The organism is Peterkaempfera podocarpi (assembly GCF_042466665.1).
In the GTDB taxonomy this organism is placed as follows: Bacteria; Actinomycetota; Actinomycetes; order Streptomycetales; family Streptomycetaceae; genus Peterkaempfera; species Peterkaempfera podocarpi.
This window is the reverse complement of the sequence record NZ_CP162102.1, coordinates 577,723-597,451: the sequence shown is the minus strand read 5'-3', so window position 1 is coordinate 597,451 and position 19,729 is coordinate 577,723. Positions and strand designations below refer to the sequence as shown.

Below are 19,729 nucleotides of genomic sequence, written 5' to 3'. Positions count from 1 at the left end.
CCGTCCCCGGCGGCCTCAGGCCTCCCGGGGGCGGAGGGCAACCATCAGGTCGATGTTGCCCTCCTGGACGGCGTCGCCGTGCTGGTTGAGCAGCCGGAAGCGGCGGATCAGGATCCCGGCGTCGCCCTTGCTGGTGCGTCGGGTCTCGAGGATCTCCACCTGGCAGTGCACGGTGTCCCCGATCAGCACCGGTCGGAGGAACCGCCAGTGGTCCACTCCCAGCAGGGCGATGGAGCTGCCCTCGAAGACCCCGAGCCGGGAGACCAGGCCCATGGCCACGGACAGGCCGAGCATCCCATGGGCGATCCGCTCGCCGAACCTGGTCCCGGCGGTGAACCGGGCGTCGGTGTGGACCGGGTTGGTGTCCCAGCTCCAGCCGGCGAACGACACCAGGTCGGACTCGGTGACGGTGCGGCCCTGGGTGGTGAACACCTGGCCTGCGGTGAAGTCCTCGAAGTACAGCGGCACAGGGCCAGGCTCTCACGGCCGGCGGCCGCACCCGCGCGGACCTGTCCCCGGCCCACCGGGCGGCGGAGTATTCGCCGGGGGTGGCGAGGGTGGTGACGTGGCGGCCGCGGGCGTCGACGGTGGGGGTGAGGGTTGACTCGGCTGCGAGGGTGCAGGGGCCGGGGCAGCCGGCCTCGCAGGTGGTGAAGCCGGATTCAAGGTGGCGGAGGCCGGTGTGGCCGCAGGCACGGGAGCGGTGGTCGCCCCGGGGAGACCGTCGTCGACCTGACGGCCCGCTGATCCATCGGGCGGGACGCGCCGCGGGCGGGCCGACAACCGGAGGCGGGGTCCGGGCGTCTTCTGCACCATGTCCGCGATCACCGTCTGTGTGCGTCAGTTGCTGCTCTTCGCCCGGATCGAGGCGCGCTGCTGCGCCTTCGCCGTCGCGCTGCTGTCCGGGGTGGCGTTGTCGGGGGTGCTGCCGCGGCTGCCGGTGGCCCGTTACGACCTGCTGCTGGTCTACGGGGTGCTGCTGACGCTGTTGTTCCGCTTCAGGGGCTGGGAGAGCGGGCGGGATCTCGCGGTCATCGGCATCTGCCATGCGGTGGGGCTCGCCTTCGAGCTGGTGAAGGTCGCGCTGGGGTCGTGGAGCTATCCCGAACCCGCACTGCTGAAGTTCCACGGGGTGCCGCTGTACGGGGGCTTTCTCTATGCGGCCGTGGGGAGTTACGTCTGCCGTGCCTGGCGGCTGCTGGACCTGCGGCTCACCGGCTACCGGGCCGGGCCCACCGCAGTGGTGGCGGCGGGCGTCTACGTCAACTTCTTCGGCCATCACTGGCTGCCGGATCTGCGCTGGCTGCTGGCCGGTTGCCTGCTGGCGGTCACCGCGCGCGCCCAGGTGTGGTTCACCGTGGGGGAGCGGCGGCACCGGATGCCGCTGGCGCTGTCCTTCACCCTGATCGGGTTTTTCCTCTGGGTGGCCGAGAACATCGCCACCGCGGTGGGTGCCTGGCGCTACCCGTACCAGATCTCCCAGTGGCAGCCGGTCTCCTGGCAGAAGTTCGGCGCCTGGGCGCTGCTGATCAGCGTGACCTTTGTGCTGGTGGAACGGTCGCGGCGGGCCCCGGTCCGGGCAGTCCGCTGACCCCGGGCGGGAGCGCTCCGGGGCCGGCGGACGCGGGTCGGTCAGCGGTGGGCGGTCGCGGGGACAGGTGCGGGGGAGTCGGCGACGATCCTGCTGGAGCGGGGGGTGCGGCGCTCCAGGGCTGCGGAGAGGACCGCCAGTACCAGGGCCGCGGCGGCGAGCAGTGCACCCACCCAGTTCGGCGCGGTCCAGCCCAGCCCGGCGCTGATCACCAGGCCGCCGAGCCAGGCCGAGAGCGCGTTGCCCAGGTTGAAGGCGCCGATGTTGACGGCCGAGGCCAGGGTGGGGGCTCCGGCGGCCTGGTCCAGGACGCGCTTCTGCAGCGGTGGCACGGTGGCGAAGCCCAGGGCGCCGATCAGGGCGACGGTGGCGGCAGCCGCGGCTTTGTTGTGGGCGGTGAGGGTGAAGAGGCCGAGCACCACGGCGAGCCCGCCGAGCGAGGTGTAGAGCATCGGCATCAGCGCACGGTCGGCGAAGCGGCCCCCGATCAGGTTGCCGGCGACCATGCCGACCCCGAAGAGGACCAGCAGCCAGGTGACGGAGCCGTCCGCGAACCCGGCCACCTCGGTCATCATGGGCGAGATGTAGGTGATGGCGGCGAACACCCCGCCGAAGCCGAGCACGGTCATGGCCATCGCAAGCAGTACCTGGACATTGCGGAACGCGGCCACCTCATGGCGCAGCCGTACCGCTCCCTGGCCGGGCTGCTCGGGAACCAGCCGGGCGATGCCCAGCAGCCCCGCCACGCCCAGTACGGCAACGCCCGCGAAGGTCAGCCGCCAGCCGAAGGCCTGGCCGACCAGGGTGCCCAGGGGGACGCCGACCACATTGGCGGCGGTCAGACCGGTGAACATCAGGGCGATGGCGCCGGCCTTCTTCTGCGGGGCCACCAGGCCGGCCGCGACCACCGAGCCGATGCCGAAGAAGGCGCCGTGGGCGAGCGAGGCCACGATGCGGCCGGCGAGCATCACGCCGAACGAGGGCGCCGCTGCGGAGATCGCATTGCCGGCGGTGAGGAGCACCATCAGCAGCATCAGCATGCGCTTGCGCGGCATCCGGGTGCCGAGCACGGTCATCAGCGGTGCGCCGAGGACCACGCCGAGGGCGTAGCCGGTGACCAGGAAGCCTGCCGTGGGGATGGAGGTGCCGAAGTCCGCGGCCACCTGGGGGAGCAGCCCCATGATCACGAATTCGGTGGTGCCGATTCCGAAGGCCCCGATGGCGAGGGCCAGGAGTGCCAGAGGCATAGGGGTTCCGCCTTGCCGGAGAGGGTGGAGGACGTGTCTGCAATGACAATAATTGCATACGCGTGTCATTGCCAACGCGGCCTATATGTGGCCGACTGCTGCCTCACTGCCCCGCCTTCGCCCGGCAGCCGTACGCCCCGGCCGCCTGTGCGGTGGCGGCCGGGGCGTACGGGGGTGGTGCGCGGTCAGGCGGTGGCGATCCGCAGTACCACGGTGACCACCGCGAGTATCCCGAGGGCGACGGACGGAGCGATGGCCGCTGCGGCGTCCTTGGCGCGGGCGTGGCTGATCGCGGCGCCGCCCATCAGCAGCACCAGGCCCACGCCCGCTGCCACGCCCAGCGGGGCCCACCACAGGCCGATCAGCAGACCGGCGGCGCCCGCCAGCTCCAGGGCGCCGATCCGGCGGTACGCCTCGGCCGAGTAGCCGAGATGGGCGGCGCCCTCCAGGAGCTTGGGGTTGCCGCTGACCTTGCCGCTCCCGCCGCCGGCGAAGGCCAGGGCGAGCAGTACGGACAGTGCCGCGGTGGCGATGAACATGGGGGTCTCCAGGATGGGGCAGGGGTCGTCGGACAGAAAATCCGAGCTGATAATGACATAGTTACTTACTTTTCTGTAGTGCCCTGACCTGCCGGGTAGGCTGGTCCCATGAGCGAGCCCTGCGACGGAGTCGATGAATCGATCACCCAGGTGTTCGCCATCCTCGGCAAGCGGTGGACAGGGCTGATCCTGGCCGCGTTGATGTCCGGCCCCGTCCGCTTCGCCGAACTGCGCCGTGCCGTCCCCGGCATTAGCGAGCGGATGCTCTCCGACCGGCTGGTCGAGCTGGCCTCGACGGGACTGGTGCTGCGCGAGGTGGCCGAGGGGCCGCCGGTCGCCGTCCGCTACCGCGCCACCGAGGCCGCCGCCGCCCTGGAGCCCGCCATGCGCGAACTCCGCGACTGGGCGAAGCGGCACCTCGGCCCGGCCTGAGGCCGCCCCCTCCCGGCCGGTCCCCTCCCGGCGGGTCCCCTTCCGGCGGGTCCCCTCCCGGCCGGTCCCCTTCCGTACCGAGAGCGCCGCAGCGCCGCTCGGGGCGGACGTCTGCGCTGAACGGGTCGAGCGGACGTTTGGCCCGCGAGGCAGCGCGGGCGTCGCCGTGGACCGCGCGACGCTGTATCACTGTCATCAACGGGAGTCATCGACGGGCGGCACACCCGCCCCGGCCCGCCCCTGGCCGCCGCACCGCGTTTCCAGTGAGGAGCCGGCGTCATGCACGACAACCGCAGCACCACCGAGGCCCGGCTGAGGCGAGTCCTGGAGGAGCGGATCCGCCCCGCCGTCCATCCGTTGTCCGTCCCCCTGGACGTCACCGTGTGGGACGCCCCCGGCGAGCCGGTGACGGTGGCCGAGGGGCTGGCGGCCGAGCGCAGTCCCGTCGAGGTGGGCGCCGCCTGGGGGCCGCCCTGGGGGACCAGCTGGTTCACCGTCTCCGGCCAGGTGCCCCAGGAGTGGGCCGGCCGCACCGTGGAGGCGCTGCTCGACCTGGGCTTCAACGACGCCAGTCCCGGCTTCCAGTGCGAGGGCCTGGTGTACCGGCCCGACGGCTCCCCCGTGAAGGGCCTCAACCCACGCAACCAGTGGGTGCGGATCGCCGCCCGCGCAGAGGGCGGCGAGGAGGTCCTGCTGCACATCGAGGCGTCCGCCAACCCCGTGATCCTGGGCGGCGGCCGGCCCTTCCGGCCCACCGGGATGGGCGAACGCGGGACCGCCGGCAGCGAGCCGCAGTACCGGCTGGCCCGGATGGACCTCGCCGTCCTCGACACCACCGTGTGGGAGCTGCTCCAGGACCTGGAGGTGCTGGGCCAGCTGATGGCGGAGCTGCCCCTCGAGGCACCGCGCCGCTGGGAGATCCTGCGCGCCGTGGAGCGGTCACTGGACGCCCTGGACCTCTCGGACATCGGCGGCACCGCCGACCGGGCCCGCGGCGAACTGCGTACGGTGCTCACCGCTCCCGCGGACGCCTCGGCGCACCGGATCAGCGCGGTCGGCCACGCCCATATCGACTCCGCCTGGCTCTGGCCGCTGCGCGAGACGGTGCGCAAGGTGGCCCGCACCACCGCCAGCATGACCGCGCTGCTGGAGGACGACCCCGACTTCGTCTACGCCATGTCGCAGGCGCAGCAGTACGCCTGGATCAAGGAGCACCGGCCCGAGGTGTACGCACGGGTCAAGAAGGCCGTCGCCGAGGGCCGCTTCGTTCCCGTGGGCAGCATGTGGGTGGAGTCCGACACCAATATGCCCGGGTCGGAGGCGCTGGCCCGTCAGTTCGTCCACGGAAAGCGCTTCTTCCTCGACGAGTTCGGCATCGAGACCGAGGAGGTGTGGCTGCCGGACACCTTCGGCTACTCCGCAGCCCTGCCCCAGCTGGTCAGGCAGGCCGGGGCCCGGTGGTTCCTCACCCAGAAGATCTCCTGGAGCCGCACCAACGCCTTCCCCCACCACACCTTCCGCTGGGAGGGACTGGACGGCACCCGGGTCTTCACCCACTTCCCGCCGATCGACACCTACAACGCGGAACTGTCGGGCCGGGAACTCGCCCACGCCGTCCGCAACTTCCGGGAGAAGGGCGCCGCCACCCGCTCCCTCGCCCCGACCGGCTGGGGCGACGGAGGCGGCGGCACCACCAGGGAGATGCTGGCCCGTGCCAGGCGCCTCGCCGACCTGGAGGGGTCCCCCAGGGTCGTCTTCGAGAAGCCGTCCGCGTTCTTCGCCAAGGCCGAGGCCGAGTACCCGCAGGCGCCCGTCTGGGTCGGCGAACTCTATCTGGAGCTGCACCGCGGCACCCTCACCAGCCAGGCCAGGACCAAGCAGGGCAACCGCCGCAACGAGCACCTGCTGCGCGAGGCCGAACTGTGGTCGGCCACCGCCGCGGTCCGCAGCGGTCACCCCTATCCGTACGAGGAGCTGGACCGCATCTGGAAGGCGGTGCTGCTGCTCCAGTTCCACGACATCCTGCCCGGCTCCTCCATCGCCTGGGTGCACCGCGAGGCGGAGGAGCGCCACGCCGCCCTCACCGTGGAACTGGCGGGGCTGATCGACCGCGCACAGCAGGCACTGGCCGGGGAGGGCACCACCGAGCTGGTCTTCAACGCCGCCCCGCACACCCGCGGGGGCGTCCCGGCCGGCGGCGCCGCCCCGGCCATCGAGCCGGGCGGCCCGGCCACCTCGGTGCGGCCCCGGGACGGCGGCGGCTTCACCCTGGACAACGGGCTGCTGCGGGTGGCGGTCGACGGGCGCGGGCTGGTGGTCTCCGTCCACGACCCCGCGGCCGACCGCGAGACCCTGGCCCCGGGCGCCGCCGCCAACCTGCTCCAGCTGCACCAGGACCTCCCCGCCATGTGGGACGCCTGGGACGTCGACCACTACTACCGCAACACCGTCACCGACCTCACCGACGCCGTCCTGGTGGAGCCGGCCGACGGAGCGGTCCGGGTGGTGCGGGAGTTCGGCGCCTCCCGGGTCGAGCAGTGGATCGCACTCCCGGTCGGGGAGCGCCGGGTGGAGTTCACCACCGAGGTGGACTGGCACGAGACCGAGAAGTTCCTCAAGGCCGCCTTCCCGCTGGACCTGCACACCGACCGGATCGCCGCCGAGACCCAGTTCGGGCACCTCCACCGGCCCACGCACACCAACACCAGCTGGGACGCGGCGAAGTTCGAGGCATGCGCCCACCGCTTCGTCCACCTGGAGGAGCCCGGCTGGGGAGTCGCCCTGGTCAACGACTCCACCTACGGCTACGACGTCACCCGCACCGTCCGCCCCGCGGACACCGGGACCACCACCACTGTCCGGCTCTCCCTGCTGCGCGCACCCCGCTTCCCCGATCCGCACACCGACCAGGGCCGGCACCTCTTCCGCCACGCCCTGATCCCCGGAGCCGCCGTCGAGGACGCGGTGCGCGAGGGCTACCGGCTCAATCTTCCGGAGCGCCGCTGCGCCGGCGGCGACGCCCCGGTGGTGCCGCTCGTCGCCGTCGACGACGACGCCGTGGTGGTCACCGCCGTCAAGCTGGCCGACGACGGCAGCGGCGACGTCGTGGTGCGGCTGTACGAGTCCCGCGGCGGCCGGGCACGTACGCTGCTGCGCCCCGGCTTCCCCATCGCCGCGGCCCACCACTGCGATCTGCTGGAACGGCCGACCGGCCCGGCGGTGGGCGGCCAGGACGGCATCGTGCTGACCCTGCGGCCCTTCGAGATCGTCACCCTGCGGCTGCCGCGGGCCCACTGACCGGCCGCATCGGCGAACACCCGGCCAACAACTGACGCACGGACAGCGAAGACCGCCCCGCCGCGCCCGTCCCTCTCCTACCGTGACCGCACCAGCTGCCCGGCACCGGGCGGCGCACGGGGAGCGGGACGTGGACTGGCTGAGTGCGGACAACATCGTGGCGGTGCTCACCGCGCTGCTCAGCGCCGTGGTCCCGCCGGCCGTGGCGGTGGTGTACCGGCGCCGGGTGCAGCGCGGACGGCGCATCGGCTACCGCGTCCAGATGGACACCCCCATCGGCAGCGACCACCGGCACGGCCCCGGGCAGCCCAGCGTGCGGCTCGGCCTCTTCAACGACCTGCCCGACATGTCCGACGGCACCCTGGTGCTGCTCCGAGTGGAGAACGACGGCGCGGAGAGCATCGCCGAGAGCGACTACACCGGCCGTGACACCCTGCACGGCCTCACCGTGGTCTTCGGCGACCGCATCGTCCGGGGCGCAGCCCTCACCCAGCTGTCCGCCGAGCACCTCACCGAGTACTTCGCCACGCCCGGCGCGATGCGCCACAGCGCGGGCACCCTCCATCTGCCCAGGGTGCCGCTCAACCCGGGCCAGCACTTCAAACTGCTGGTGCTGCTCAGCGGCGGCCGGGTCGGCGGCGCGGTCCGGGTCACCGGCGGCCTCCGCGACGGGGCAGTGGTGCCCAACCGCAGCACCACCTTCGACGACAAGCCGCCGGTGCTCAGCAGACCGGCCCGCGGGATCACCGCCCTGCTCACCGCCGGGGTCCTGATACTGGCCGGCGTGATCGTCTTCTCCGGCCACGAGCCCCCGATGGGCTGCGCCACGGGGGATCTCACCGTGGTCGGCTCCACGGCCTTCTCCCCGGTGCTGCACGACCTCGCCGACCGCTACGACCGGGAGTGCCCGGGCGCGTCCGTCCAGGTGGACGCGGAGGGCAGCTACGAGGGCATCCGGGAGCTGGCCGGGGAGGACGGGGCCGCCGGGCAGAACCGCTCCGCACTGATCGCCTTCTCGGACGGGCCCAAGCCCGACGGCTACCCGAACCTGAGGGAACACCGCGTGGCCGTGGCCGCCTTCGCCGTCGTGGTGAACGGCGGGCTTCCCGTAAAGAGCCTGACGATCGATCAGATCCGCCGGATGTACCGTGGTGACATCCTCGACTGGTCCCAGGTCCAGGGCCCGCGCCTGCCGGTGCGGCTGATCAGCCGGCGAGCCGACTCGGGCACCCGCGAGCTGTTCCAGCGCCGGGTGCTGGACACCCGCCCCGAGCTCACCGTCACCTCCCGCAACTGCCTCACCTCGGACACCCGGGTCGTCAAGGGCATCCGCTGCGAACTCAAGGACACCGAGGAGGTGCTGCGTACGGTGGCGCAGACCCCCGGAGCCATCGGCTATGCGGAACTCCGTGCCGCCCAGGACACCAAGGGCGTCCGCATCATCGGCATCGACGGCCGCATCCCGACCACCGACACCGTCCGCGACCGCAGCTACCCCTTCGCCGACGTCGAGTACGCCTACACCGTGGGCCGCCCCGCCGAGGGCTCACTGACCGGCGCCTTCCTGGACTTCGCCCTCACCGGCGGCGGCCGGGAGGCCATCGAGGCCGGAGGGCACCTGCCCTGCTACTCGCCCGAGGGCCTGGCCCGCTGCGCCACCCCCTGACGGCCCGGGCCGCGGGGCCGCGTCGCCGCCGGGACCCTCCGCGGACCGGGCATCCGAGGGCCGGCCCGCTCCCGGCGGCGGCAGAGCCGTTCCCACCGGTCCTCAGTGGCCCGGCGGTACCAGCACCACCCCGGTGTACTCGACCGGCTCGGTGCCGCGGTTGGCGTAGGAGTGCGGGCGGTCGCCGGCCATCCGCAGCGCGTGCCCGGCCGGCAGCTCCGCCTCCTGGTCCGCGACCGTGACGGTGAGCCGCCCGTGCAGCACATGCAGCAGCTCCACCGTCCCCGACACATGCGCCTCACTGCGGTGCTCCTCGCCCGGGGCCAGCCGCCAGTGCCACAGCTCCGCCCCGGTGGGGTGGGAGGCGCCCGTCAGCAGCATGCCCTCGCCGCCGTCCGGCCCGGACCAGAGCCTGGAGTGCGCCCCGGGCGGTGCAGGTTGCAGCAGCGGTGCGGTGCTCTGCTGCAGCAGTACGGTCAGCGGCACCCCGAAGGCGTCGCAGAGCCGGACCAGGGTCGCCAGATTCGGGTTGGAACGCCGGTTCTCCAGGGCGACCAGCACGCCCTTGCTGACCCGGGCGCGGGCGGAGAGCGCATCCAGGGACCAGCCGCGCTCCCGGCGCAGGGCCCGCACCCGCTCCGCGACCGCGTCCACCACTGCTCTGTCGTCGGTGCCGCTGTCGTCCATCTACGGTGCCTCGCCTCGCTCCGCCGGGTCTCGGTCGTTTGATGATACTGTCCGGATCACTCAAGCGACCACGGGGAGGACATCATGGGCCGGGAACTCACCGCAGTGACCGAGGGAGTGCAGGTCGATCCGGCGGTCCGCGAGCTGCGCCCGGACTTCGCCGTGCTGGTGATCGCCGCCGAGGGACTGCCGGGCGGCCCCACCGACTCCTGGTCGCGAGGCCTGCTCAAGGACGCCGCCGCCACCGTCGACGGCCTGGATGTCACCGCCGATCCGCATGTCGCCGCCTGGCGGCAGGCCTACACCGCCTTCGGCGCCAAGCCCGGGCGGACGCGCAACAGCGCGGAGGCCCTGGCCAGGCGCGCCGCCGGCGGTCTGCCCGAGGTCAATCTGCTGGTCGACGTCTACAACGCGGTCTCCGTCGCCCACCGCCTCCCGGTCGGCGGCGAGGACCTGGACGCCTACGCGGGCGCGCCCCGGCTGCTGCGGGCCACCGGAACCGAGCGGTTCGACACCGTCGCCGACGGCGCGCCCGCGGTCGAGCACCCCGAGCGGGGCGAAGTGGTGTGGTGCGACGACCTGGGCGTCACCTGCCGCCGCTGGAACCACCGCCAGTGCGTACGCACCCGGATCACCGAGAGCACCACCCGGGCGCTCTTCCTGCTGGAGCGCCTCGAACCCATGCCGCTGGACGCCCTGCAGGCGGCGGCCGACGACCTCCTCGCCCGGCTGCGCGAGCGCGCCCCCGGCCTGGCCGCCGTGAGCCGCCTGATCCACTGACCGGCGGCCGCCGCGCCGGACCGGCAGCGCCACACTGACCACTCGGGCCCGCCCCGCCCGCCCCGCCCCGCCCGGCGGGCGGCGGCCCGGCAGGGATGAACGGCTGGGCGGGGATGAACGGCTGGGCGGAGGCCGACCGGGACAGGCCGGCCGTGGGGGCCGGTTCCCCGCACGGTCCACGGCCGACCGGGCCTCCGGCGACAGCCCGTACGGCCGCTCCGCATCAATGGGGTGGCCGCCCGGTGCACCGCCTCCCTATGCTCCCCACCAGCGGCCGGCAGCCCGGCCGGCGGCCCGCGGACCCGACCCGGGGGAGGGGCGATGACCAGCCCGCACCACGCGCATGACAGCCTCCACGGACTGATCCTCGGCGACGCCTTCGGCGACGCATGGTTCACCGCCTCGTCGGAGCCCGCGGAGGAGCTGTGGGCCACCCGCACGCTGCGCCCCGAACCATGGCTCTGGACGGACGACTCCGCGATGGCGCTGGTCCTCTTCGCGCACCTGAGCAACCACGGGCAGATCCACCCGGACGCCCTGGCCGCGGAGTTCGCCGCCGAGTACGCCCGGGACCCGCACCGCAAGTACGGGCCGTCCATGCATGCGGTGCTGAAGCGGATCGGCGCGGGCGAGGACTGGCGTACCGTCACCACCGAGCAGTTCGGAGGGCAGGGCTCCTACGGCAACGGCGCGGCGATGCGGGTCGCGCCGCTGGGCGCCTGGTTCGCGGCCGACCTGGACGCGGCGGCCGAGCAGGCAAGGCTGTCCGCCCTCACCACCCACGCCCACCCGGAGGCGGTCGCCGGGGCGGTGGCGGTGGCCGTCGCGGCCGCGCTGGCCGCGGCCGGGGCAGCAGGCGAGGCACCGCCCAGGTCGGAGTTCCTGTACGAGGTGGCCGCCCGGCTGCCGGACAGCGAGGTGCGCTCGCTGATCCGGGTGGCAGCGCGCTTCCCCGTGGGTACCTCGGTGCGCCATGCCGCCGCCGTCCTGGGGTCGGGTCTGCGGATCTCCGCACCCGACACGGTCCCGTTCGCGCTGTGGTCCGCCGCCGGCCACCTGGACGATCTGCCCGAGGCGCTCTGGCAGACCGTCGGGGGCTGGGGCGACCGCGACACCACCTGCGCGATTGCCGCCGGAGTCGTCGCGGCCCGCACCGGAACCGGGGCCGTTCCCGAGGGCTGGTGGCAGGCGCGGGAGCCGCTGCCGGAGTCCAGTTGCTGGGCGCCCGTCCCCGACCGCGACAGCGAGTGACCGGATCACCCCTCCGGGCTATCCGCACTTGTCCCCGGTCGGGGACCTCCGCAGGCTGAACCCGGGGCCGCCGATCCGGAGCGAGCACGCCCGCTCTCCGTCTGTGTCCTACCACGCCGGATCCCGCTGCGGCGCCGCCGGAGCGGTCCTGCTCCGCGACGGCGTTCAACGCCTGTGCAGGCGCCGTCGCCCCATGAGGCCCTGGCACCCGCGCCGGGCCGTCGGCCGCGGGCAGGCCGCCGCCGGGACCGCGGCCGTGCCCGGTGGAGCCCCCCGACGTCGGGGACCACCTCGGCCGCCGTACGTGAACCGGCCCCGGGCCGCAGCCACCGACAGGAGCGCATGGTGCACGTCGAACTCGCCGGCAAAAGGGCAGTGGTGACCGGCTCCTCCCAGGGCATCGGCCTGGCCATCGCGCGCGGTCTCGCGCAGGCCGGTGCCGCCGTCACCCTCACCGGCCGCAACCCGTCCCGGCTGGAGGAGGCCGCGGACGGGCTGCGGGACCAGGTGCCGGGGGCGGAGGTGACCGCCGTCGCCGCCGACCTGGCGACGGAGGAGGGGGCGGACACGCTCTGCGAGGCCGTGCCGCACACCGACATCCTGATCAACAACCTCGGCATCTTCCAGGCCCGCCCCGCGCTGGAGATCGAGGACGCCGAGTGGCGCGGATACTTCGAGACCAATGTGCTCAGCGCGGTGCGGCTGAGCCGCCGCTACCTCCCCGGGATGATCTCGCGGGGGTGGGGCAGGGTGCAGAACATCGCCAGCGACTCCGCGGTGGCCACACCCGCGGAGATGATCCACTACGGCATGTCCAAGACCTCCCTGCTGGCCGTCTCGCGGGGCTTCGCCAAGGCCGCGGCCGGGAGCGGGGTCACCGTCAACTCCGTGCTGGCCGGGCCCACCCACACCGGGGGCGTCGAGGACTTCGTCTACGAGCTGGTGGACCGGAGCATGCCCTGGGAGGAGGCGCAGCGGGAGTTCATGCGGCTGTACCGGCCCCAGTCCCTGCTGCAGCGGCTCATCGAGCCCGAGGAGATCGCGCACATGGTCGTCTACCTCAGCTCTCCGCAGGCCTCGGCGACCACCGGCGGGGCGGTGCGGGTGGACGGCGGCTACATCGACGCCATCGTGCCCTGACGACGGCCGGTCATCCGGCGCCGCGCCGACGGCCGCCGGCGACCCGGCGATCGCCTCCGGCTGAGCACCGGGTGCCCGGCCGGAGGGGCTGACGACATGCCACGGCGGCCGTCCCGCGGAGGGGCGGCCGCCGTGCGTGCGCAGCGGGTGCTACCAGCCGACCGCCACCAGCAGGTACTGCGGGCTGCCGTGGGAGACGAAGGAGGACTGGCCGGCCACGTCGTCGTACGGGAAGCCGTAGGCGAGCTTGCCGATGGCGTGGTCGTGCCAGAACTTCGCGTACCAGTTGGCCGGGTCGGCCGAGTAGTACGTGGTCGGGTCCGACCACTGCGACTGCGGGAGCGTGGCCACATGGCGGTTGAGTGCGGCGCACATGTCCGGGTTGCCGGCCAGGGTGCCGGCGCAGCCGAAGATGTCGGAGGTGGGGGCGTTGACGCCGACCGAACCGGCGTAGGAGGTGAAGTAGTTGGCGTTCACACCCCCCGCCCGGAAGCTCGGGTCGCTGCCCGGGGCGATGATCCGGTACGGGGCCTGGGTCTGGGCCAGCACCTTGAACGGACCGGGCACCGAGTCGATGAACTTCTGGAAGGTCACCGAGCGGTCCTCGGCGAAGGTCTGCTGGTCCTCGCCGACCTGGACGTCGTATCCGTCGTGGCTGTGCAGCCGCATCGCCAGCTTCAGCCCGAAGGCGTCGACCCGGGTGGTGTTGCCGTTGAAGACATCGGCGCCGACGGTGAACTCGATGAAGTCGTAGTAGGAGCTGTTGGGCGAGCCCAGGTAGAAGTACATCCGGCCGGCCGAGTTGACGGGCATGTCGAAGTAGGGCTGCTCGGCGATGGAGTGCACCTGGCCGTTGTAGCTCCAGTAGACCTGGCTGTCGGGGTACTTGCCGTTGGTGCGGTTGAGGATCTTCAGCGTCAGGACGTTCTTGGCGGCCGGGATGGTGGAGGTGTCGCCCCAGAAGGAGCCGGGGTCACCGGTGGGCGGGGGCGAGGTGGTGGAGCCGCCCACGGTGTGGACGGCGAACTCCCACAGGGAGTAGCCGTAGGCGGTGGCGCGGGCGGTGCCGTTGACGCGTATGTAGCGGCCGGTGCCGCTGACGTTCAGGGTCTGGGTGCCGCCGGTGCCGGTGGTGGTGGAGTAGAGGGTGGTCCAGTTGCCGGTTCCGGTGTCCGAGACCTGGATCTGGAAGGCGGTCGCATACGCCGCCTCCCACTGCAGGACCACCTGGCAGACCTGCTGTGAGCTGCCGAGGTCGACCTGGAGCCACTGCGGGTCGCTGAAGGCGCTGGACCAGCGGGTGCCGCTGTCGCCGTCGACGGCCGCCGACGCGGGGCTGGCGGCGTTCTCGGTGGAGGAGGCGCTCGCGGGGCGGTTCAGCGCGGCATTGCCGGTGCCGCAGGAGCCTCCGGCGGTCAGGGAGCCGTAGACCTGGAACTCCCACAGGGAGTAGCCGTAGGCGGTGGCGCGGGCGGTGCCGTTGAGACGTACATAGCGGCCGGTGCCGCTGACGTTCAGGGTCTGGGTGCCGCCGGTGCCGGTGGTGGTGGAGTAGAGGGTGGTCCAGTTGCCGGTTCCGGAGTCCGAGACCTGGATCTGGAAGGCGGTCGCATAGGCCGCCTCCCAGGAGAGCCCGATCCTGCTGATCGTGGCGCTGGAGCCGAGGTCGACCTGGAGCCACTGCGGGTCGCTGAAGGCGCTGGACCAGCGGGTGCCGCTGTCGCCGTCGACGGCTGCCGACGCGGGGCTGGCGGCGTTCTCGGTGGACGATGCGGTGGCGGTCCTCCCCTGGGAGAGCAGGGTGTCGGCCGCCCGGGCCGGCGATTGCGTCATGACGAGCACCAGGCCCGCCAGCAGTGCGGTGATCAGCACGAAAACGGTGTACGGCCGGTGCCTGGCGGGACCTGATCGTCGATCCACCAGCATGGGACTGCTGCCTGACATGGCGTCTCCTGAACCGGGTGGGGTGTGTGTCAGAGAGCGCTCTCTCATCTGACGTGATGTCTACAATCCCGGTGACGCCCCGTCAAGAAGCTTGTCATGAGCAGGCTTGCGTGCTTGTTTGAGAGAGCGTGATCTCCCTTGGTGCGCCGATGCCCGAGGGTCGTCGGGGGAGCTCCCCAGGAGCACCGGGACGCAGGCGGCCCCCGGACGACACCCGGCCCGCACTCCGGTGTCGCGCGGAGGGTGTGCCAGGGGGACGGACTCAGCCCGGCAGTGACCCCGCCGGCACCGTCGCACCCGGCAGCGGGGCCCGCATCGCCAGCGCGACCCGCAGCAGGTGGTCGCGCTCCTCCTCGGGCTCGAAGGTGAGCCCGGGCAGCGGGACCTGGTCCTCGCGGTCGCGTCCGGGCTGCCCGGCGTCCAGCGCGCGCAGCGCCGAGGTGAGCGCCGCGGCCACCACCAGTGCGTCGCGGTCACGCGGGGCCAGTCCGGCGGCCTGCGCGGCCCGGGTCGCCCGGTCCACGCTCTCCTGGTCCACCCAGGGACGCAGTGCCGCCTGCCCGTCGCGGATCTCCAGCACCCGCCGGACGGTCCGCCACTCCAGGTCGCGTACGGCCAGCGACTCGGTCCAGGCCGGGGGAGGGCTCTCCAGGGCCAGCCGGTCGTCGGCCCGGTACACCGCCTGCCACAGCGGGCGCAGGGTGCGGTACGCGTGGCGCCGCCGGAGCCAGGCGGCGGTGGCGGGGATCGCGAAGCCGGGAGTGACAAGCAGCGCCCCGGCGGCGGCGAAGGCGGGACCGGCCGAGGTGGAGAGCCAGTCCAGACCGCCGACCCCGGCCACGGTGGCGCCGATGGCGATGAGCTTGCTCACCACATAGCCCAGGGTGAGGAGGCAGCCGACGGCGATCATGCGGACGCCGCGGCGCAGCCATCCGCCGGGCAGCCGGGAGGCGTGCCGCCAGCAGACCCGGCCGATGTCCAGCAACGCGTAGCCGAACAGCAGTTGGTAGATCGCCAGAAAGGCGGCGACGGTCGGCCGTCCGGCGAAGGTGGTGTCGAAGACCAGCGGCGTCTCGGGAGCCAGCCGCCCGGACGTGAGGAACAGTACGGCCATCGTCGGGAGTGCCACGGCGAACACCAGCAGACGCCGCCGCAGCCGGTCCCGCACCCTGGGTGCGGCCTCCCACACCGTCCGCTCGCCGGAGCGTTCGTCCGGAGGCGTCCAGAGCAGCGCCAGCACCATCGCGGAGGCGGAGAACCCGCTGATGAAGACATAGACCCCGAGTGTGGCCAGGTTGGGGACGCCCGCTGCCCGGTCGAGCGCCCGGTACACCACGGGCGCTGCGATCCCGAAGGCCGTCGCGGGCAGGGCGGTGGCCAGGGCGAGTACCAGCAGTCCGGTGGACGCGTCCCGGCGCAGCGCCCGGAGCTTGAACACCACCACGGTCCAGGCCAGCACGCAGATCGCCAGATAGACCGCGTTGTAGGGGCCCTCCGGGGTGTCAGACATGCTGCCCCCGGCGGTGTTCCAGCGCGGGCGAGAGCTGGGCGGTCGACCCGGTGCCGGGGGTCAGCACCAGACGGCGCATCAGTTCCATGCCCATCACCTCGGCCTCCTCCTCGGCCGTGTCGTCGTAGTGGGAGCGGCCCAGTACCAGCCGCACCATGTCGGCGTCGATGGTGGGCAGCTGCACGGTGGCCGTCTGCTCGTCCGGTGGGGACGCCGCCACATGGCCGAGCAGCAGATGGGCCAGCTCATGGCAGCAGATCAGGGTCCGGTGCAGCTGTGAGGTCTCGGCCTCGTAGTGGATGTGGTCCTCGTCGGGCAGCGACTCGACGAAGCCGGAGGGCTCACCGAACCGCATCCGCCGGGGTGTCAGCCGGATCGGCCGCCCGCGGTGCTGGGCGACGGCGGCGCACAGCTCCTCGACCGAGGCCAGTGGTGGCAGGTCCAGCGCCCTGATGGCGGCGCGCATCCGGCGTCGGGTGCGGGTCACACCTCTCATGTACGGTTCCCCTCCGGGAGTCAGCCAGCGGCCCAGTGGCACCTCCTGACGGTCTGTCACTGTCCCGGGTCGTCCTCGGGCAGGCTGGCGGCGCGGCGCAGCTGTTCGACCACGGTGAGGGCGGCGTCCTTCATGGCCGGGGGCAGTCCGGCGGCACGCATCGCGATCCGGCCGATGGTGGCGTCGCCGCGGATCGCCTCCATCTCGCACCGCACCTGCTCGATCCGCTTCAGGTCGCGCTCCACCGCCTGTGCGGTCTCGGAGTGCTGGAAGTAGTCCAGCGGTACCCCGAAGAGCTTGGCGATCTTCGCGGCGTTGTCGAGGCTGGGCTTCTGGGTGCCCTTGCGCAGATTGCCGATGTAGGTGGCGGACAGGCCCGTCCCGGCGGCGATCTCCTTGTCCGTCCAGGGACGTCCCAACTGCTTGGGGTACAGCACCTGGATCAGTCTCCGGAAGCGGTCCGCGAACTCCGGTCCCTCGCTCCGGGAGGGGCCGTCCGGGCGACAACTCAGGGGCTCCGTGGGCTCATCCATGGGCATGAGCCGGATCATAGACGGCTTCGGTGAGCCCGGCACCCCCTGCCTCCGTCGAATCCATGATCGTGGTGTCCGAACATGTCGTGGAGGCTGGAAATCGACGCGGGGCGGCGGTACCGGACACCCTGTGATCCACGATTGTTGACACCGTGTCCGCGAACGATCAGGATCGGCAACCGGGCGGCGCCTCCGGCGCACGCAGTACTGCGGACCCGCCGACGGGGGGCGGGTCCGCAGCTCTGTCCGGCGCTCCGCGGGGTGCCGTCCACCATCGACCGGAGGGCGGGCCCCGGCGGTTGTCCAACCGTTCCCGCCCGGTGCCCGATGTCCGGCGCGGCACCTCGCTGCGTTGTCGGAGTCGACCGGTTACGCCGGGTACGAGGTCGGTCCTCCGCCGTGCGATGCGCCCTCCCTGCCCGCCTTCGGCGAGGAGGGGCCCTGCGCCGGAGGCTGCGCGCCTCAACGGTGCGAACGGTCGGACAAGTTCTAGGCGGGTCCGTCCTCGGTGGCGGGCGGGTCGGGGGTGAAGCGGTAGCCGATTCCCGGCTCGGTGATCAGATACCGGGGACGGGACGGACAGGGCTCCAGCTTGCGCCGCAGATTGGCGAGGTGGACGCGCAGATAGTTGGTCTCCGTGGCGTACCGCGGCCCCCAGACCTCCTGGAGCAGCCGCCGCTGGGTGACCAGCCGTCCCGGGTTGCGGACCAGGGTCTCCAGCAGATGCCACTCGGTGGGGGTGAGACGGGTCTCGCCGCTCGCGGTGGTCACCCGCTTGGCGGCCAGATCGACCGTGAAGGCGGCGGTGGTGATCACCGGCAGGTCGTCACCGGGGGTGGCCCGGCGCAGCGCGGCCCGGATCCTGGCGAGGAACTCGCCCATGCCGAAGGGCTTGGTGACATAGTCGTCCGCGCCCGCGTCAAGGGCGTTGATCTTGGCGGTCTCGTCATGGCGGGCGGAGAGCACAATGATGGGGGCGGTGGACCAGCCGCGCAGGCTCTCGATGACGGTGATGCCGTCCAGATCGGGCAGCCCCAGGTCGATGACGGCCAGATCCGGCGGTGCGGCGGCCGCGGAGTTGAGCGCGGTGCGTGCGTCGGAGGCGGTGGTGACCCGGTGTCCGCCGGCGGTGAGCGCGATGGTCAGGGCCCGCAGCAGATGGGGGTCGTCGTCGACGACCAGGATGCGGGTCATGGCGCGGCCGGGAGGGTGAGGGTCATCGTCAGGCCCCCGCCGGGGGTGTCGTGGGGGACCAGGGAGCCCTGCATGGCCTCGGTGAAGCCGCGGGCGATGGCCAGCCCCAGGCCCAGGCCGCCGCCGCTGTGGTCGTCCAGGCGCTGGAACGGTGCGAACATCCGCTCGCGATCCGTGGCGGGGATGCCCGGCCCGCGGTCGGCGATCCGCAGCCGTACCAGGCCGCCGTCGGCGTCGGCGCTGACCCGGACCTCGCCGCCCGGCCCGGACGCCCGGCAGGCGTTGGCGACCAGATTGGCGATCACCCGCTCCAGCAGGCCGGGATCGGCCCAGGCGGGCGGCAGGTCCTCGGGCACCTCGACCGCCACACCGCGGCCGCTGGGCAGCGGGGTGTGCAGCAGCGCGGCGGCGACCACCTCGTCCATGGCGACCGCACGCGGATGCACGCTCAGCGCGCCCGCCTGCAGACGGCTCAGTGCGAGCAGGTTCTCCACCAGATCGCCCATCCGGTCGGCGGAGGCCTCCACGGTGGCCAGCAGTTCGGACTGCTGGTCCGCGGTGAGACCCAGCGCGGGTTCGCGCAGGGCCGAGACGGACGCCTTGATCCCGGCCAGCGGGGTCCGCAGATCATGGCCTACGGCCGCCAGCAGGGCGGCGCGCACCCGGTCGATCTCGGCCAGTTCCCTGGCGTGTGCCGCCTCGTCCGCCAGCCGCTCGGCCTCCAGGGCGCGGCCCGCCGCCGTCGCGAGCCGGGCCAGGAAGCGCTGGTCGGGTGCGAAGACCGCGGGGCCGTCGGCGACCAGCCGCAACCGGTTGCCCGCGGGCACGGAGAGCGCCGGCCGCGCCGACGGCGCCTGTCCGACGACCCCCACCGGATGCTCGCCCATGGCGTCGCGCTCCAGCAGTGCGGCCCCGGTCATACCGAAGGTGTCCCGGACCTGCTCCAGCACCGCGTGCAGCGGGCGGCCCTGGAGCGGCGCCGCGGTGATCCTGGCCAGCAGCGCCGCCTCGACCGCACTGCGGACGGCGGCGGCGCGCTGCCGGGCGGCGAGGTCCACCGTGACACTGACGGTGACCGCCACCGCCACATAGACCGCCAGGGTGATCAGCAGGTCGCGTCCTGCGACATGCAGGGTGCGGAAGGGCGGCACGAAGAAGAAGTTGACCAGACCCTCCGAGACCACCGCCGCGGTGAGCGCCAGCCACACTCCGCCGGCGGCGGCGATCAGCACCACGGCGGCCAGATAGATCAGCACGATGCTGGCCAGCGACAGCCCGCTGCGGACGGGCAGCAGTACGGCGGTGAGCACCGCCAGCCCCGCAGCGCCGCCCGCGGCGGCCGGCAGCCGGCGGCCCGCACCGGCCAGGCGCACACCCGTGGCGCCCCGCGGATCCGGCAACTGCTGCATGATCAGCACATTA

The 19,729-nt window shown here is 72.9% G+C and carries 17 protein-coding genes; 7 read left to right on the top strand and 10 right to left on the bottom strand.

What is annotated here, in order from left to right; all coding sequences use genetic code 11:
• Nucleotides 1-15: 15 nt before the first annotated feature.
• A complete protein-coding gene (locus tag AB0761_RS02675) occupies nt 16-468 on the bottom strand; it encodes a MaoC/PaaZ C-terminal domain-containing protein (RefSeq protein ID WP_377267207.1) in 453 nt (150 codons plus the stop codon).
• Between the two features lie 346 nt (nt 469-814).
• On the opposite strand from AB0761_RS02675, the gene AB0761_RS02670 reads away from it, so the two are divergent.
• A complete protein-coding gene (locus AB0761_RS02670) occupies nt 815-1,591 on the top strand; it encodes a DUF817 domain-containing protein (RefSeq protein ID WP_377267206.1) in 777 nt (258 codons plus the stop codon).
• Nucleotides 1,592-1,632: 41 nt separating this feature from the next.
• On the opposite strand, the gene AB0761_RS02665 is transcribed toward AB0761_RS02670, so the two are convergent.
• Together AB0761_RS02665 and AB0761_RS02660 are read right to left on the bottom strand one after the other, a co-directional pair.
• Complete coding sequence (locus tag AB0761_RS02665) at nt 1,633-2,838, bottom strand: MFS transporter (protein ID WP_377267205.1); 1,206 nt, start codon at nt 2,836-2,838, stop codon at nt 1,633-1,635.
• A gap of 185 nt (nt 2,839-3,023) precedes the next feature.
• Nucleotides 3,024-3,377 (bottom strand): DoxX family protein, encoded by a 354-nt coding sequence (locus tag AB0761_RS02660; RefSeq protein ID WP_377267204.1) that lies wholly within the window; start codon nt 3,375-3,377, stop codon nt 3,024-3,026.
• 108 nt (nt 3,378-3,485) lie between these two features.
• Here AB0761_RS02660 and AB0761_RS02655 point away from each other — a divergent pair, with 108 nt between their 5' ends.
• The 3 genes from AB0761_RS02655 to AB0761_RS02645 all read left to right on the top strand — a co-directional run bounded on the left by AB0761_RS02655 (nt 3,486) and on the right by AB0761_RS02645 (nt 8,772).
• Nucleotides 3,486-3,809 carry a winged helix-turn-helix transcriptional regulator gene (locus AB0761_RS02655; RefSeq protein ID WP_377267203.1) on the top strand — a complete coding sequence of 108 codons (324 nt, stop codon included), beginning with the start codon at nt 3,486-3,488 and terminating at the stop codon, nt 3,807-3,809.
• A 279-nt stretch (nt 3,810-4,088) separates the two neighbouring features.
• Nucleotides 4,089-7,106, top strand: coding sequence for an alpha-mannosidase (locus tag AB0761_RS02650; protein WP_377267202.1), 3,018 nt, complete (start codon nt 4,089-4,091; stop codon nt 7,104-7,106).
• 82 nt (nt 7,107-7,188) lie between these two features.
• Nucleotides 7,189-8,772, top strand: coding sequence for a PstS family phosphate ABC transporter substrate-binding protein (locus tag AB0761_RS02645; protein ID WP_377267201.1), 1,584 nt, complete (start codon nt 7,189-7,191; stop codon nt 8,770-8,772).
• A 102-nt stretch (nt 8,773-8,874) separates the two neighbouring features.
• Here the strand turns inward: AB0761_RS02645 and AB0761_RS02640 are convergent, their stop codons facing one another.
• Nucleotides 8,875-9,459, bottom strand: a complete 585-nt coding sequence (locus AB0761_RS02640) for a helix-turn-helix domain-containing protein (protein WP_377267200.1) — start codon at nt 9,457-9,459, stop codon at nt 8,875-8,877.
• Between the two features lie 84 nt (nt 9,460-9,543).
• On the opposite strand from AB0761_RS02640, the gene AB0761_RS02635 reads away from it, so the two are divergent.
• The 3 genes from AB0761_RS02635 to AB0761_RS02625 all read left to right on the top strand — a co-directional run bounded on the left by AB0761_RS02635 (nt 9,544) and on the right by AB0761_RS02625 (nt 12,630).
• Entirely contained in the window at nt 9,544-10,239 is a 696-nt protein-coding gene (locus AB0761_RS02635; RefSeq protein ID WP_377267199.1) for a B3/4 domain-containing protein, read from the top strand.
• Nucleotides 10,240-10,560: 321 nt separating this feature from the next.
• Nucleotides 10,561-11,490: an ADP-ribosylglycohydrolase family protein gene (locus AB0761_RS02630; RefSeq protein ID WP_377267198.1), complete on the top strand. Its 930-nt coding sequence runs from the start codon at nt 10,561-10,563 to the stop codon at nt 11,488-11,490.
• Nucleotides 11,491-11,835: 345 nt separating this feature from the next.
• Nucleotides 11,836-12,630, top strand: coding sequence for an SDR family NAD(P)-dependent oxidoreductase (locus AB0761_RS02625; protein WP_377273918.1), 795 nt, complete (start codon nt 11,836-11,838; stop codon nt 12,628-12,630).
• A 150-nt stretch (nt 12,631-12,780) separates the two neighbouring features.
• Here the strand turns inward: AB0761_RS02625 and AB0761_RS02620 are convergent, their stop codons facing one another.
• From AB0761_RS02620 to AB0761_RS02595, 6 genes are all read right to left on the bottom strand, one after another.
• Nucleotides 12,781-14,502, bottom strand: a complete 1,722-nt coding sequence (locus AB0761_RS02620; protein WP_377267197.1) for a discoidin domain-containing protein — start codon at nt 14,500-14,502, stop codon at nt 12,781-12,783.
• Between the two features lie 334 nt (nt 14,503-14,836).
• The gene (locus AB0761_RS02615) at nt 14,837-16,084 is read right to left on the bottom strand and encodes an MAB_1171c family putative transporter (RefSeq protein WP_377267196.1); all 1,248 of its coding nucleotides are present in this window, start codon (nt 16,082-16,084) and stop codon (nt 14,837-14,839) included.
• Nucleotides 16,077-16,580: a ParH-like protein gene (locus AB0761_RS02610; RefSeq protein WP_377267195.1), complete on the bottom strand. Its 504-nt coding sequence runs from the start codon at nt 16,578-16,580 to the stop codon at nt 16,077-16,079. The genes AB0761_RS02615 and AB0761_RS02610 overlap by 8 nt, the downstream gene beginning before the upstream one ends.
• A 56-nt stretch (nt 16,581-16,636) precedes the next feature.
• Nucleotides 16,637-17,119, bottom strand: coding sequence for a helix-turn-helix domain-containing protein (locus AB0761_RS02605; protein ID WP_377267194.1), 483 nt, complete (start codon nt 17,117-17,119; stop codon nt 16,637-16,639).
• 483 nt (nt 17,120-17,602) lie between these two features.
• The gene (locus AB0761_RS02600) at nt 17,603-18,307 is read right to left on the bottom strand and encodes a response regulator (RefSeq protein WP_377267193.1); all 705 of its coding nucleotides are present in this window, start codon (nt 18,305-18,307) and stop codon (nt 17,603-17,605) included.
• Nucleotides 18,304-19,716: an ATP-binding protein gene (locus AB0761_RS02595; RefSeq protein ID WP_377267192.1), complete on the bottom strand. Its 1,413-nt coding sequence runs from the start codon at nt 19,714-19,716 to the stop codon at nt 18,304-18,306. The genes AB0761_RS02600 and AB0761_RS02595 overlap by 4 nt, the downstream gene beginning before the upstream one ends.
• Between the last annotated feature and the right edge of the window lie 13 nt (nt 19,717-19,729).